Origin of the sequence: Sulfolobus sp. A20 (assembly GCF_001719125.1) — an archaeon.
Lineage (GTDB): Archaea > Thermoproteota > Thermoprotei_A > Sulfolobales > Sulfolobaceae > Saccharolobus.
This window is the reverse complement of record NZ_CP017006.1, coordinates 2,130,736-2,146,714: the sequence shown is the minus strand read 5'-3', so window position 1 is coordinate 2,146,714 and position 15,979 is coordinate 2,130,736. Positions and strand designations below refer to the sequence as shown.

At 36.3% G+C, this 15,979-nt stretch carries 14 protein-coding genes; 6 read left to right on the top strand and 8 right to left on the bottom strand.

The window, feature by feature from the left end; genetic code table 11:
- The first annotated feature begins 12 nt into the window (after window positions 1-12).
- The 5 genes from BFU36_RS11175 (at window position 13) to BFU36_RS11155 (ending at window position 5,853) form a co-directional block, all read left to right on the top strand.
- Window positions 13-591, top strand: a complete 579-nt coding sequence (locus BFU36_RS11175) for a hypothetical protein (protein WP_069284103.1) — start codon at window positions 13-15, stop codon at window positions 589-591.
- 157 nt (window positions 592-748) lie between these two features.
- Window positions 749-3,679: a formate dehydrogenase subunit alpha gene (fdhF, locus tag BFU36_RS11170; protein ID WP_069284102.1), complete on the top strand. Its 2,931-nt coding sequence runs from the start codon at window positions 749-751 to the stop codon at window positions 3,677-3,679.
- The gene (locus BFU36_RS11165) at window positions 3,643-4,002 is read left to right on the top strand and encodes a DUF1641 domain-containing protein (protein WP_069284101.1); all 360 of its coding nucleotides are present in this window, start codon (window positions 3,643-3,645) and stop codon (window positions 4,000-4,002) included. The genes fdhF and BFU36_RS11165 overlap by 37 nt, the downstream gene beginning before the upstream one ends.
- On the top strand, window positions 3,983-4,750 hold the full coding sequence (gene fdhD / locus BFU36_RS11160) for a formate dehydrogenase accessory sulfurtransferase FdhD (protein WP_069284100.1): 768 nt from the start codon (window positions 3,983-3,985) through the stop codon (window positions 4,748-4,750). Before BFU36_RS11165 ends, fdhD begins: the two co-directional genes overlap by 20 nt.
- A gap of 164 nt (window positions 4,751-4,914) precedes the next feature.
- Window positions 4,915-5,853, top strand: coding sequence for a PEP/pyruvate-binding domain-containing protein (locus BFU36_RS11155; protein WP_069284099.1), 939 nt, complete (start codon window positions 4,915-4,917; stop codon window positions 5,851-5,853).
- On the opposite strand, the gene BFU36_RS11150 is transcribed toward BFU36_RS11155, so the two are convergent.
- The 7 genes from BFU36_RS11150 to BFU36_RS11120 all read right to left on the bottom strand — a co-directional run bounded on the left by BFU36_RS11150 (window position 5,850) and on the right by BFU36_RS11120 (window position 14,102).
- Window positions 5,850-6,137, bottom strand: coding sequence for a ferredoxin family protein (locus tag BFU36_RS11150; RefSeq protein ID WP_069284098.1), 288 nt, complete (start codon window positions 6,135-6,137; stop codon window positions 5,850-5,852). The genes BFU36_RS11155 and BFU36_RS11150 overlap by 4 nt on opposite strands.
- Window positions 6,134-7,324, bottom strand: coding sequence for an NAD(P)/FAD-dependent oxidoreductase (locus BFU36_RS11145; RefSeq protein ID WP_069284746.1), 1,191 nt, complete (start codon window positions 7,322-7,324; stop codon window positions 6,134-6,136). The genes BFU36_RS11150 and BFU36_RS11145 overlap by 4 nt, the downstream gene beginning before the upstream one ends.
- The gene (locus BFU36_RS11140) at window positions 7,314-9,161 is read right to left on the bottom strand and encodes an FAD-binding protein (RefSeq protein WP_069284097.1); all 1,848 of its coding nucleotides are present in this window, start codon (window positions 9,159-9,161) and stop codon (window positions 7,314-7,316) included. The genes BFU36_RS11145 and BFU36_RS11140 overlap by 11 nt, the downstream gene beginning before the upstream one ends.
- Before the next feature lie 414 nt (window positions 9,162-9,575).
- A complete protein-coding gene (locus BFU36_RS11135; RefSeq protein WP_069284096.1) occupies window positions 9,576-10,493 on the bottom strand; it encodes a 2-oxoacid:ferredoxin oxidoreductase subunit beta in 918 nt (305 codons plus the stop codon).
- Window positions 10,480-12,378, bottom strand: coding sequence for a 2-oxoacid:ferredoxin oxidoreductase subunit alpha (locus BFU36_RS11130; RefSeq protein WP_069284738.1), 1,899 nt, complete (start codon window positions 12,376-12,378; stop codon window positions 10,480-10,482). The genes BFU36_RS11135 and BFU36_RS11130 overlap by 14 nt, the downstream gene beginning before the upstream one ends.
- Before the next feature lie 872 nt (window positions 12,379-13,250).
- On the bottom strand, window positions 13,251-13,718 hold the full coding sequence (locus BFU36_RS11125) for a GNAT family N-acetyltransferase (RefSeq protein ID WP_069284095.1): 468 nt from the start codon (window positions 13,716-13,718) through the stop codon (window positions 13,251-13,253).
- 126 nt (window positions 13,719-13,844) lie between these two features.
- A complete protein-coding gene (locus BFU36_RS11120) occupies window positions 13,845-14,102 on the bottom strand; it encodes a hypothetical protein (RefSeq protein ID WP_069284094.1) in 258 nt (85 codons plus the stop codon).
- 339 nt (window positions 14,103-14,441) lie between these two features.
- Here BFU36_RS11120 and BFU36_RS11115 point away from each other — a divergent pair, with 339 nt between their 5' ends.
- The gene (locus tag BFU36_RS11115; protein WP_069284093.1) at window positions 14,442-15,278 is read left to right on the top strand and encodes a DMT family transporter; all 837 of its coding nucleotides are present in this window, start codon (window positions 14,442-14,444) and stop codon (window positions 15,276-15,278) included.
- Window positions 15,279-15,283: 5 nt separating this feature from the next.
- On the opposite strand, the gene BFU36_RS11110 is transcribed toward BFU36_RS11115, so the two are convergent.
- Window positions 15,284-15,706 (bottom strand): hypothetical protein, encoded by a 423-nt coding sequence (locus tag BFU36_RS11110; RefSeq protein WP_069284092.1) that lies wholly within the window; start codon window positions 15,704-15,706, stop codon window positions 15,284-15,286.
- Between the last annotated feature and the right edge of the window lie 273 nt (window positions 15,707-15,979).

The window sequence follows — 15,979 nt, the reverse complement described above, 5'->3', positions numbered from 1 at the left end:
TTACTACTACTTATGGCATCTCCTTTACCTCCAATAGCGGTAGGTTTCTTCGGTCTAGGAGTAGGATATTATGTCTATGGAGGAGTAGAATTCTTCAGATATCCTAATGAAAAGTCTCAAGCGCTAAATCACTCCTTAGGACAGTGGGGAATATGGATGCCTGGGTTTCTGCAATTCATTACTGGTATTATTCTATGGTTAGGATTAACTATTTTCAACGCGTTCCAATCTAGCCCAGTAACATATATGGCAGCGCTAGCGTTTACCGCTTATGGAGTTCACTGGTTTGCCTTAGGGATAAACAAGTACGTAGGTGGTGATGCTAGGGTTGATGGATACATGGCTATAGCTTTCCTCTGGATCTCAATAATAGGTGCTACTGTCTTCTTCATAGCCAGAGATTTTCCGGTTATGATATTGTTCATACTACTAGCCTTAGTATACATTTCAGATATACCTGCAAGTCTGTTACAGTCAGATACTTGGACCAGAGTAAAGGGATTATGGCACTTAGTCACTGCAACTTGGTTAATGTATTTAACCTTTGCTGCAGCCCTAAACTTCGCCTTAGGCTTCCATCTTCCACTTTAGAAATTATTAAATTTTTTTAATATCTTATTTTAACTTTTCTCTAAAAATAAGTAATTTTGTACATTCTTACCAAATAATATTTAACAGATTAGATATTTATTAAAATTTTAACCTATTTATGGGTTAACCTTTTAATCGTTTAAGTAAATAATTACTTGTGTCGATCAGAGTACGTATTAATAATAAAGAGTATGTGGCAAATCAAGGAGAAACCATATTATCATTGCTTCAAAAAAATGGAATTTATGTACCACATATATGTTATAATGAAGGGCTAGTACCAATAAACAGCTGTGACTCATGTCTCGTAGAGGTGGACGGCAAACTAGTCAGAGCCTGTTCCACTGAATTGAGGGAAGGAATGAACATATCAGTAGACAGTCCTAGGGCTAAAAAGGCTAGAGAGGAGGCTGTTTCCAGAATCTTAAAGTATCATAAATTATATTGTAGTATATGTGAAAATAATAACGGGGATTGTGTTCTACATGAAGCTGTGATAAAATTAGGGATAAATTCCCAAAAATACATTGATAAGGGTTATCCGCTTGACGATACTGGACCATTTTACGTATACGATCCTTCACAATGCATCTTATGCGGAAGATGTGTAGAAGCATGTCAAGATTTTGCTGTTAATGAGGTAATATGGATCAACTGGGATCTGAATCCACCAAGAGTAGTATGGGATAATGGGAATCCAATAGGTAATTCCTCGTGTGTGAATTGTGGAACTTGCGTAACTGTATGCCCAGTAAACGCATTAATGGAGAAATCAATGTTAGGCGAGGCGGGATATTTTACGTGGATGAATAGAGACTTGAAGAAAAAGGCTATAGAGGCAATCGGAAGAGCTGAGGAAAACTTCAGCCTATTAATGACCTTTAGTGAGATAGAAGCTAAAGCTAGGGAGAATCAAATTAGGAAGACTAAGACAGTATGCATATACTGTGGAGTAGGATGTTCATTTGAAGTATGGACGAAAGGAAGGAAAATACTTAAAATAGAGCCTAAACCAGAGTCTCCAGCTAATGGGATTCTAACTTGCGTTAAAGGTAAATTCGGCTGGGACTTCGTAAACAGCCCAGATAGAATTACGAAACCCTTAATAAGAGAAGGGGATAAGTTTAGAGAAGCTACTTGGGAAGAAGCTATTTCATATATTGCCAAAAGACTTAGTGAGATAAAAGAAAGATATGGCCCAGATTCCATTGGTTTCATTGCATCTGATAAGATGAGCAATGAGGAAGCTTATCTCCTTCAGAAATTAGCTAGGGGTGTGATAGGTACTAATAATGTAGATAACTCAGCTAGATATTGTCAAGCTCCAGCTACTGTCGGTTTATGGAGAACTGTCGGATTTGGTGCTGATTCAGGAACATTCAAGGATATTGAAAATGCTGATTTAATAATAATCGTAGGTCATAATACTACTGAGAGTCATCCAGTAGCAGGTAGTAGAATAAAGAGAGCCCAAAAGATTAGGGGGGCTAAGATAGTGGTAATTGATGTTAGGAAACATGAGATGGCTGAGAGGGCTGACTTGTTTATCAAACCTAAGCCGGGTACTGATGCTGCTGTATTAGCAGGTGTTGCTAAGTATATATTAGATCAAGGTTGGGAGAACAAGGAGTTCATTGAAAAGAGAGTAAATGGGTTTGAAGAGTTTAAAGAGTATATCAAAGCTTTTACACTAGATTACGTAGAGAGTGTTACTGGCGTTCCTAAGGAACAAATAATAAAGTTAGCTGAAATGATACATGAAGCGAAAAGCGTATCAATATTGTGGGGTATGGGCGTAACTCAACATCTGGGTGGGGCAGATACTTCAACAATTATCTCAGATCTTCTATTGATCACTGGAAATTATGGAAGACCTGGAACTGGAGCGTATCCAATGAGAGGACATAATAATGTGCAAGGAGTAAGTGATTTTGGATGTTTACCTAACTATATGCCAGGCTATCAGAAGATAGATGATGAAAATGTGATGAGAAAATTTGAAGATGCGTGGGGAGTTAAGCTAAATAGAAAAGTAGGTTTACAAATCCCTCAAATGATTGAGGGGGTATTGGAAGGAAAAATACACGCTTTATATATAGTTGGTGAGGATACAGTAATGGTTGATTGTGGAACTCCTCTAACAAGACAGGCATTAGAGAAGGTTGACTTCCTTGTAGTTCAAGATATGTTCATGACTGAGACTGCTAAATTAGCTGATGTTATATTACCTGCAACCGCAAGTCTAGAAAAAGATGGTACTTTCGTTAATACGGAAAGAAGGATACAAAGGTTTTATAAGGCCTTAGAACCTTTAGGTGAGTCTAAACCAGATTGGGAGATTATACAAATGATCGCTAACGCTTTAGGAGCTAATTGGAAGTATAAGCATCCTTCAGAAATTATGGATGAGATAGCTAGGTTATGTCCAATATTTGCCGGTGTTAATTATTCAAGACTAGAAGGATTTAAGAGTCTTCTATGGCCAGTAAATGAAGATGGGACTGATACTCCATTATTGTACGTAAATGCGTTTGCAATGCCAGATGGTAAAGCTAAACTATACACCTTGGAGTGGAAACCACCAGAGTTAAAGGATGAAGTACATAGAATTACCGTAAATACGGGTAGGATATTGGAACACTTCCATGTTGGAAATATGACTAGGAGAGTACAAGGTATAATGAAGAAAGTTCCAGAGACATTTGTGGAAATATCTAAGGAATTGGCTACAAAGTATTCAATAAAGGATGGCGACTTAGTTCTAGTGAAATCAAAGTTTGGCGGAGAAATAAAGGCAAGAGCCATAGTAAGTGAGAGGGTTCAAGGAGAAGAAATATTCATACCACTGTTCGCTTCTGATCCTTCAAATGGAGTGAATAACTTAACCGGACAAGTTTTTGATAAAGGTAGTGGTACTCCAGGGTATAAAGATACACCAGTAGTTATTGAAAAGATTGAAGAAGGTAAAGGAAAAACACCATTACCTTTAGATAATTGGAGATTTCATGTAAAAGAGAGAAAGAGACAAATTGGAATAGAGGTGGAGAAAAAGTGGAAGAGGGAAGAGTTCAAACCATTGACGGAGTAATCGAGAGACTAATGGAAAGTGGAGAAGCATTAGAGGAGTTATTAAAGCTCATAGACATGCTTCATAAATCTGGGATACTGCCATTATTAGTGGGGATAGTGAGCAAGCTAGATGAAAACTTAGCGTTTCTATCTGAACAGAACGCAATGTTAATAAGGAACACTAACGTGATATATTCGGTATTAAGCGGGAAGGAAAAGGTGGAGGATAATATTAGTTTAGGCGATTTGCTCAGACAGTTAAATGACCCAGATGTGAAAAGGGGATTATTTCTAGTCCTAAAAATACTAAAGGCGATAGGCAGTGCAAGTAAAGAAGGTTAATGTTAAGAGAGTAAAGGATAGCGTAGATACGTTAGATGAAGATTACATTGCAGAGGAGGAACCGTTAGAGATAAAGTTATGCGATAAAGATTGTGAAACCTTTGCGATAATAATGAGAACGCCAGGTAATGATATAGAGTTAGCTTTAGGTTTCTTATACTCTGAAGGGGTAATTAACAATTTGGATGATGTAATAGATATTGCCCAAAAAGAACAAAATATAATATACATCTGGCTTAACAAGAAGAACAACGTCAAAGTAAGGGACTTGATAGTGAATTCAAGTTGTGGTGTATGCGGCAGAGCTTTTCTATACACTATAAACATCATAAAGAGTGACGCTAAAGTGAGAAGAGATGTAATTTTTTCCCTACCAGAAAAATTGAGAGAAAGACAAAATATTTTTAATGTGACCGGAGGATTACATGCAACTGGATTATTTACCTTGTCTGGGGAATTAGTATATTTGTACGAGGATGTAGGAAGACATAATGCAGTAGACAAGGTAGTAGGGAAATTACTGTTGGAGAGAAAAATACCCTCAACCTCTTATATAATGCAAGTGAGCGGAAGGATAGGATATGAGATAGTTAGTAAGGGGATAAAAGCGGGTATTCCGATAATTTGTGGTATTTCTGCACCATCCAGCTTAGCTGTCGAGATTGCTAATACTGCAGGAGTTTCGTTAATTGGATTTTTAAGAGGAAGAAGTTTCAACATTTATACCCATGAAGAGAGAATTATCTAACCTTAGAGAGATGCCTTTACTGTGGTTTGAAGCGCTCTTCTCTACGGGAGTCTATTAAAGAACTGACTTCCTCTTTCGCCCTAGAGGCTTGTCTTTGTCAAAGTTTAAAACTGATATGAACTAGTTGAGGGAATCTTTTTAAGCCACGCCTATGAGATGAAAATATGAAGTATACCTATCCTCTAAATGAAATAAATCTTTCAATGATCTCAGTAGTTGGAAGGAAAAGTGCTTATTTGGGGGAGCTATATAAAATGGGCTTTGATATACCTTACGGTTTCGTGATATCATCAAGAGCGGTAGAGGAGTCAATAAAGGACATCAAAGATGAGATAAGTTCAATATTATCTTCAGTTAACCTTAATGATACTTCAGATTTAGAGAGAAAAAGTGAGTATATTCAAAAGATGATAATTAATACCAAATTACCAGAGGACATGGAAAAGGAGATATATGAAATGTATGATCGACTAAACTCGAAGTACGTTGCTGTGAGAGCAACTGTGACATCTCCTTTAAGTGGTTCCAGTTTCGCTGGTGAATATGAAACTGATTTGTTTGTAGATAGAGAAGAACTCATAAAAAGCGTTAAAAGAGTAATTGCGTCTTATTTCAATCCTAGAGCTGTGGCTTATAGAATTTTAACCCAAAATTCTACAAAGATTGCTATATTAGTCCAGACGATGATTAACCCAATCGTAGCTGGAACGTCTTTCTCAATTCACCCCATAACTGAGGAAAGTGATTACGTTTTTATTGAATCGGCCTTTGGGCTTGGAGAAAGCGTAACTAAGGGAATGGTAACACCTGACCAATATATTGTAAGCAAATCAACTAGATCTTTAGTTAGCAAAAGGATATCAGAGAAGAGTCATAAGCTAGTCTACGATTTTGAAGGTAAGAGAATTAGGAGAGTAGATCTAAATAGAGAAGAGGGAATAAGGGAAAGTTTGAAAGACCAAGACGCGATTAGAATAGCTAACATGACGATAGCTATCGAAAATATATTCAAAAGGAATATAAATATAGAATGGGCCATGGATGATAGAAAAATATACTTACTCGAAGTGAGGGGTGTAAGAAGATTATATCCAGAGTTTTAACCATATCTAAGAGCTATTCCTAAACCGTATCTAGGATATTTCCACAATATATTGGTATAAGGACAAGCTATTCTGCAAGCCCCACACTCTACACAGTTCTCATAAGCTACTACTATTTTATCATTTATCCAAGAGTACACGTTAGCTGGACAGACCGCTATACAAGGCTGTGGTACCCCATTTACTTCTGCACATTTAAGGCATTCACTAGGATTAATTATAGCTAAATGAGGTTTCTCATCTTTCTTATATCTTAATGTATACAACTTCTCTTCAATTCTCATGACTTTAACACCCCCATACCTAGTAATAAATGCTTAAATATTCTTGGCATATCTAACCTCACCTTTGAAACATCTCCATAAACCCAAGAGTGTAATAGTTCATTAATAGTTCTTACGTAATACTTAAAGTTTTCTTCTTCGATTAACTCCTTTACTAATGGCCTACCGTTAACTACGTTTCTTATTTCCTTACTTCTCATTAATTCAGACTCATATCTCCTACACTCGTAACTCTCCAATGCAGCCTTTCCCGCTATAACGCCAGATGATATGGCAGGACCTATCCCATTGAAGGTTAGTGGATCTACAAGACCTAATGCGTCACCGGCAACATATACTTTATCTACACAAGCTCTAAACGAGGGAAATCCATGCTCTGGAATTACCTTAGCTGAATACTCCCTCAGTGAACTTCCCTTAACTAGCTCATTAAACCCTATTCTCTCTTTTACCTCATCTAAAACAGTATAGGGACTCATCTTCCTCCTTATTAAAATAGTAAGTGGAATTCCCACACCTATTGCTATAGCATCCTTATATGTGTAAAGGAAGCCTGCGTATGGAACTGGATCTACTCCTAATATTCTCCAACTTTCTCCTTCATCATCAGCCTTAAATCCAAATCTCTTATTTATTTCGTCCTTATTCAAGCTATAAACCTCTTTTACGGCTTGAACAGCTTGATCTGGCTTTAAATCTGGGCGTATTCCAGAACTTATAGAAATCAGTGCATTTACTCCCTCAGCTAAAACTATTCTATCAGCTTTTACACTACCTCTATCAGTAATTACCTTATACTTCCCATCGCTATCTCTTTCTAGTCCAAGTGCGGCAGTTTTAGTAATGAGAAGTGCTCCAGCCTTTTCAGCCTGTTGAGCCATCCACTTATCTAATTTCAGTCTAGTTACATTAGCTAATCCAGATTGTACATTAACACTTATATTTGTCTTATTCGAGTCACTAAGGAATAATAATTTAACGTTTTTTACCTTACGTTCTATTGGGATCGATGATATATCAAAAGCTGATTGAACGTCTTCTAGCCTTATCATGGCTCCAGAAACGTTCTTGGATCCAGGCTCAGGACCTCTTTCTAATAGTAATACTTTAGCTCCTCCCTTAGCAGCAGTAATGGCAGCTGAGGATCCAGCAGGACCTGCTCCTACCACAATTATGTCAAACTCCATTTCCCTTCCCCCTCTCATTTCTCAGCAATTCAGCCATTTTTGGAACAATCTCAAATATATCTCCAATAACTCCAAAATCACAGTTTTCAAATATAGGCGCAGATGGATCGAGGTTTATAGCTCCTATCTTTCTTGAAGATAATATACCCACTAAATGTTGCACAGCCCCAGATATACCTAAAGCAATATATACTTTAGGTCTTATAGTAGTACCGGTTTGCCCAATTTGCCTATCCTTAGGATACCATCCCATATCCGCCAGAGGCTTTGAAACTCCCAAAACACCGCCTAATAATGAAGCGAACTCCTCAAACATCTTTATGTTCTCTGGGCTCTTTATTCCTCTTCCAACACCGACAACTATGTCAGCTTCCGCTAATACATTTCTCTTCTCTATCCTCTTGTAATCTAATATTTTCAACCTAGTGAAAAGGTCATCTATTTCTTCCCTTACTAATTCACCTTTCTTTCCGGGAACTCTTGGCAATGGCATGAATACTCCAGCCCTAACTGTAACCATGACTGGTCTATGCCTAGGGCATATAATGGTAGACATCTCCTTTCCACCAAAGTCTGGTCTAGTTGATAATAATACTCCCTTATCATCTACGTCAAAGTTAGTACAGTCAGCTATTAATCCAGTATTAACTTCAATTGCCGTAGTTGATGCTAATTCCCTAGCATTCCTCGTACCAGGGAAAAAGACTGCCTCTGGTTTATACTTTAATATCATTTTTGAAAGAGCTCTAGTATATATCTCGTTGTCGTACAAATCGTAACCCTTAGTTTCAGCTAAGTAGACCTTATCAGCTCCATACTCAAAGACCTCTTGTATAATACCTTTAGTAGCTTCTCCACCAACTATCACAGCTGACATCGAAGTATCCATTAGATCAGCTATTCTTCTAGCCTCACTCATTATTTCGAACGATGCCCTATTCGGCTTTTCCCCTATGTGATCTATGTAAACCCATATTTCCGAATTTACCTTCACCTTTGCCTTGGGTTTAGTGTATTCTTTTAGGCTACTCTCCTCTTCTTTAAGGGATTCAAAAATTTTATCTAAGAACCATTTTGCTGCCTTTTCTACATCTTTCTTACCATCAATTATTTCAGCTTTCCTAGTCTTCGGTGGAGGACTAACTTTAATTACCTTAGTTGGGGAACCGGCTAAACCAATTTTTGTAGGGTCAGCCTGAATATCGTCTTTATTCCATACCGTAATTTTAGTCGTTTTAGCCTTAATTAGGCTCATGATGTCAGGCTGTCTAGGCTTGTTATTTGGAGTTTCCAATACTGTTATTAAAGCTGGAATTGGAGCCTCTACTACTTCTTCGTCAAATTCTGTAGTTCTTACTGCAACTATCTTTTCCTTATCTATACTTTTTATTTGACTAACATATCCTATAACTGGTATTCCAAGCCATTTAGCTGTTTGAGGACCAACCTGTTCAGTTTCTCCATCTACAGCTCTCCTTCCAAATACCACTAGATCAGCCCCACCAAGTTTCTGAATAGCTCTAGAAAGTGTATATGAAGTAGCCCAAGTGTCAGCTCCTGCCATAGCTCTATCACTAATCAGATATGCCTCATCTATACCCATAGCTAATGCTTCTCTTAATGCAGTTTCTGCTTGGGATGGTCCCATAGTGATAACTATTGTTTTTCCTCCATATCTTTCCTTCAGCCTTACAGCTTCCTCTATAGCATGAAGATCTGGAGGATTAATTACCGCTGGAACTCCTTCCCTGACCAAATTATTAGTTACGGGATCTATTCTCAAGTCGTCAGCGTCTGGAACTTGCTTAATAGAAACGACAATCTTTAGCTCAGCCAACTCTGATCTCAGTTAAATATTTTCTTGATAGTTTTTAAAATTTCGTAAGATGGTATAACGATAAAAAGCAAAAATATAACTAGTATAAATTTTGAGTATAAAACTATGAGTTGCCATTTAAATAATTCGCTTGAATAATAATTTAGGACTATGATACTGATCTTAATCAATAATAAATCGTTTATGAATATTTGTATTTACTACTAGAAATTAATTAATTCAATTAATACGAACTAAATAGTAGTACTAATTGATTAGTTCAAATTAAGATTGTAAAACATGAATTTCATTTATTTATAATAAGATAAAGGAAAAACTTAATTTAGTTATTAGAAACGTATTCTAAATACTAAAATCCTTATCCCCATAAAAAAACGTAGAATAACCAACTAAAAATTTAATTATGGGAAAAAATTACCCTACCTTTCTCTCATTTAGTATGTCGTCTATTTGTGTAGTTGGCTTCCCTTCGTACTCAATTGCATCAGTTGCAGGAGGATTATCCAAATATGATGGAGATCTTTCAACTATTCTTTGCTCGTACGTTGATACTAGTTCATTCTGGAAGAACACTCCTATTGGAATTCTCTCTCCCCATTCCATGCTTCTTGTAATAGCCCTTTTCATTTTTTCTTCGATTTCCTCAGGCTTTTTAACCACGGGATCCCAGCTTGGATCATCGTCTAGCTTGTATACCCTCTTATCATAATACTCTTTCGTATGTATGTCATTATATGTCGGACATGGTTGTAACACATCGATCATAGCTAATCCCTTATGCTTTATGGCCTTCTTAATTAGTTCTTTAAGATGTTTTACATCATAAGCATATCCTCTAGCTACGAAAGTATAACCTGCACTAATGGCTAAAGCTAAGGGATTTATGTCACTATTAATGTTAGGTTTTGGTAAACTCTTAGTCTTAACGCCCAACTTCAGAGTTGGTGCAGCTTGTCCTTTAGTAAGTCCATATACTCCATTATCGTGAACTATTACAGTTATATCCACATTTCTTCTTCCAGCACTTACGAAATGCCCTACACCAATTCCTAATTGATCTCCGTCTCCACCATTTACAATAACCTCTAATGATGGGTTAGCTAATTTTACACCTATTGCAAAAGTTAATGCTCTACCGTGGAGAGTATGAACTCCGCTTACTGGTAACCTTATGAAATGAGGTATTTTTCCAGAACATCCAATACCGCTAACTATAACAACTTTCTTTGGATCTAACCCTAGTTCTTGTAAAGCTTGTTGTTCAGCACTTAAGATACCGAAGTTACCGCACCCAGGGCACCAGTCATTCCACTCTACTTTAGGCCCCGCCATGGAGGAACACCTTCTTTTCACCTTTTTGAATAACTGCTTTTATACCTTCCTTTACTTCATCCCTCATTATGGGTCTTCCATTTACCTTTAATATATAATTGGTTGGCTCAATCCCTGTGAAGAGCTTTAAGAGCATACCAGCTTGTCCGAAATAATTACTTTCTACATCTATAATGATATCCTTACCACTCAACAACTTCTTCATGAGATTCTTGGGGAATGGATTAAACATCCTTAGTTGAATCATTTGCAATTTTATTCCCTCAGCTTCCAACTCCTCCATCGCATCTAATATAGCACCTTTTGGAGAACCCCAGGTTATAATAGCGGCCTTTGCGCTACTATCTCCATAAATTTTAATTCTATCCTCCTCAGGTATTTCCTTGTCAGCAGTGTCTATTTTCTTAATTCTCTTTATGTACATTTTTTCTCTGTTTTCTCCTGCTTCAGCAATAAATCCGTACTCGTCGTGTTCATCTCCAGTATAATGAACTCTTCCAAAGCCCAATGGAGTAAATGGAGATATTCCGTCTTCAGTTATTTCAAATCTTTTCACATCTTCCGTCCCTTTAGCGATGTAAATCTTTCCTTTCTCTATCTTTATATTCTCCATTCCTAGGAATTCCTTAGGAATAATTGAGTATGAGTTGGCTAATGCCTTGTCTACTAAGTGAATTACCGGCATCTGATATTTCTGAGCTAAGTTTAATGCCCATATCGCATCTTGAAAAGCTTCCATATGATCACCAGAAGCTATTACTATTTTTCCAAACTCTCCATGACCTGCATACATAGCAAACATTAAGTCTGCTTGAGAAGTCCTAGTTGGTTGACCAGTAGATGGGCCTCCTCTTATATAATAAGTTACTACTACTGGAACTTCGTTCATTCCAGCCCATCCAACTCCTTCAACCATCAAAGAGAAACCTGGACCAGACGTTGCTGTGGCTGCCCTAACTCCAGTCAAGGCTGCACCAGATGCCATATTTATAGCTGCTAATTCATCTTCAGTTTGCACTACAACTATTGTGGATTTTCTCTTCTCTCCAGTCTTGGGATCAACTGTAAAGACATTTTGATGAGCTTCGATGTATACACTTTCATCACTAGCTGGTGTTATAGGATAATAGGTTTGGAACCTTAGTCCTCCATATATCTTACCTATTGCTACTGCAGTGTTCCCATCAATATTTATTTTCTCCTTATTATTGGGGATCTCTTGTAAGTTATATACGGGCTGTATATCAGACATTGTGATTTGAGAAGCAAGGGAGTTTATCTTAGAAAACAATTCTTGTTTAAACGTTCTCCTTATTGAATTGTATAAGTGCTCTTCTTTTAATCCTAGTAGTTTATAAGAAGCTGCAATGGCAATAGTATTTTTAGCCCTATCAGCTACACTCAATTGAACCTTTGCTTGATCAGCCACTTTCTTTAAAATCTCTTGATAATTAATCGGTATTACCTTAATCTTCTTCTCCTTTTGCAAGTAGCTTACAACGTCCTTAACGGTCGTGCCATAGCCTTTTTCCTTTAAGAATGATATTACTTTCTCAGCAATTTCCCCTTCCATGCTCTGTACTTGTTCTACTTTAGTATTCTCGACTTCTGTATTATAAATTAAAACATCCTTTACTTCAGTAAAGTGCTGAAAGACAGTCTCTGCATCAAAACTGGCGAGTATTTCGACTTGTTGAGCAATACTTCTAGGCGGTTTATCACTAATCGTTAAATTAAAGTAAGAGTGTCTTCCTTTAATATTAGAATAGTATTCTCTGTTTCCATAAATGTAATAACCATTAGCAGCAACAGCATTGCCGAAAATATTGGCAGAAGTATCGACACCTGCTCCTTGCGCACCTCCTATCATCCAACTAATTCGCATCATCTATCAATATATAATTATAAATTTTAGGGTAAATAAGAGTATGCCTACTAAAGATATAAATAAAGATTCTAATGTTTATAAACTTTATAAAAAAGCCCAACTATAACATTAAAATGATTTAACCCTAAGAACACTACTTATATTACTTTTTGTAACTAATGATAATATTAAGCATATCTGACTTCTAAGATCTATAGTTTTCAAGGACAACACTAAGAGATCCAATAGAGTATGGATAAGTATTACATGACAAAACGAATGACAAGCCTCGCTTGGGGTTAAAGCTTTTAGTGAAGGAAAATTGTTGGGGAGGAAGACAAATAAGGGGTAGTAAGAATGTGTCCTTCCTCCTCAGTACATATCCCCCAAAGTCTCGAGAAGGGTAGAGTGAGGAAAAAGGGATAGGGGGTAATCCGGTTTAAAACCCAGCCATTGCTGGACGAGTGAAGTAAGTGTTGAAGCTCACTAGCCACGAACTGATGAAGGCAGTAAACCGTAAACCAGTGAACCGCCCTAGGTGAACCTTTAGGATGGGGAGGAGGTCAGTATTAAGCCTTCTTCATAGCTCCTCTTATATTTATAGATTAGTATAATCTGGCCTCTCCTCTCCACCCTAAAGGGCGAGGGTTTCCCCGAGGTATAATTCATTAATCTTCTTTAAGGGAGTTACTCTGTGTTGACGCTCCCCTCCAGTATTGCGGGAGAAATCAGCTCCTGCTCCTCATCTTCTTGAAGTTGACCAGGTTAACTCCCTTAAAGAAGGGTAAACTTAAGGATTTAAAACCTTTCCCCGCCTTAAAAGGTGAGGTTTGCCGTTCTTTTATCAAAGGATTTGTCTAAAGTTAAACCTTAAATATTTAATACTTTTTTTATTCCATTAGTACTTCTACTTCCTTTTCACTTAGTCTCATTTCGCCATAAACTTCGTCCTCTAGAAAAGACATCTTAAACCCTAATTTTCTGCCTATTTTTATCATTGGGGTGTTCTCAGGGAGTGTGTAAAATTTTATTATCCTTAGGTTAAGTTTTTTTGCTTCTTCGATCAATTTTTCTACTAATATAGTTCCTATTCCTAGTCCCCTATAATTGGGATTTACTACTAAGGAGAATTCTCCATCCTTATGCAGAGTAGCTTCCCCAACTATTTTTCCTTCAACTTCAGCTAAATATGTAACGTGATCATTTCCAGAAGCTATTTTCTTCGCATCATCTTCAGTAATCCTATAAAGGTGAAAGAATCTTAAGTATAAATCTTCATCAGTTAGAGAGTTATATAGCTCATATATTTTTTGCCAATCTGATTCATTAGCTTTCTTAAGCTTAACTTGTTCTGGCATCTTACTTATACTTAACAATACAAGTTTAAATATATTACTGTAATGTTTAATCCTACTCACTAAAGTTATTATAAGTAAACACTTTTCAATATAAAGGTAATTTATCCGATTACTTTTTAATCTACATCAAGAAAATTTACAAGTTTTACAGTAAGGAAACAATACATTTAATAATTTAATCAAGCATTCCTCTCCATTTCTTTCTTTACATTCAAATAATCTATATCCTTCACGCATAGCTATTTTTACCTTCTCTTCGGACAGATTTCTTACTATTAAGATGTCAAAATTTTCTTTATTCGGGATCCTTGATATTATTCCAGAATCGCTTATCAAATACCACTTATCGTCATCTTCCTCAAATCTAACTATGAAACTAACCATAAATACGAGTATAATTTCTGGAATTTAAACTCCTTCTATTATACTCATTTATAAAGATTACACGTAAAAACTTCCCAGTAGATGAGGTTCTCCAAATCGAATAAACTATACTTAACTTCCTTCCCATCACAAATGGTTTTACCTCACATATTTCGAGCTTTAAAACAGCATTAGAATGATGAAATGAGGACAAACTTCTCCTCTAGGGCGGAGGACATATCAGAATGCTTAGAATCTGTAATTAGTTTAAGCGGGACACCACTATCTACATTAGAAAGAGTAGTCCTTAAAATTGCTTAGGAAAATATTTATTGGCAAAGGTGAATGTAAGAAGGCAAAATGCAAAGGGTCATAGTATCTTTCTTAAGATGGATACTTCCTTTATCAGTAGTTTGGGGCTTATCATTCCCCTTAACTAAAATAATAACTTTTTCAATTTCACCTATGATAGTTAGCGTGGCTAGGGTTGCAGTAGGCTCGATTTTTTTCTATCTTTTAGGTAGGGGAATCTCCATTGGGATTAAACAATTCATAAACGCACTTCTAAACTTTATCATATTTTTATCATTCCTTAACTTGGGGATAAACTTCTCCCCTAATCCGGGATTAGTAGCGATAATGGTCTATACTCAACCCGTATTCGTATTGTTAATAGAATATTTTTTAGGAAATAGGATAAGTACCAAGGGTATTATAGGAGTAATTTTAGGAGTTATAGGAGTAATTTCTTCAGCTACATTATCATTTAATTTAGGTTTATTATTTGGAATAATAGCCTCATTGTCATGGGCGGGAGGTACAATTTATTATTCGAGAAAGTTAACTAATGAAAATCTAATCAAACTTAATGCTTTTATGACATTAATCTCCATACCGTTTTTATCGGCGTTAACTCCAATAGACTACTACTTCAATTATAATTTGTTTTCATTAATCCTTCTAGTAATTTTAGCACTATTAGCCCAGGTTATGGGCTTCTACTTCTGGTTTAATGGTGTTAAAGAGTTAGGGAGTATTTATGCCAGTTCTGGAGCTCTATTAGTACCAGTTATGGCTTATGTACTTAGTTTCTTAATATTGAAAGTAATTCCAACACCTGTACAAATAATAGGTTCAATTATAACACTCATAGGAGTCTATTTAACGATAAGTAGTAGAATAGTGAGAAACAAATAATAAATTTACATAAAAGTGTTGGGCTTTCCTCCTATTTTTTGAGACTCCTTCAAATAAATATCTCTGGGGTCAGCTAAGTTCAAGGCTATTCTATAGGCTGTACTGTTTTCTCCAAATTTATCTTGAATTACCTCTAAGTCTATCCTCCTAACTTCTCTTTCATCAGCTATACCTATTAAGTGAAGGTACTCGTGAAGCAAAATAACGTACAGATATTCATATTCATATCCATTTCTCTTAGCGTTCATATATTGTTGGTAATTAACATATATAGTATAATCATTGTGTTTGACATAAGCCAAAACTTGTGGAGGCAAATACGTAACAAATGTCACAACTACGTTTTCAACTTCTTTACCTAATCTCCTTTTGATCTCCTCCTTTATCTCACTTAATACTATATCTATGCCAATTCCGAACGATGGCATGATCTCATACTAGTTCTAAACTTATTTAAACTCTCTCATCTAACGTACTACAATCTTCTGACTTTCTCCTCATGAAGAGGATTTTCTCATTGACTCTAATTTGAGGGGCGATCAAGAGACTCGGAAAACAGTATAAGTTTATTACAGCCATAACATCATGGATACTCTCGTAATTGAAATTTATAAGATGAAAATACTTATAATACCGTAGGATTGGATAGAATAATAAATTAGAAAGCATAGAACTAAAATCGTCTACATAGATCTTTCTGG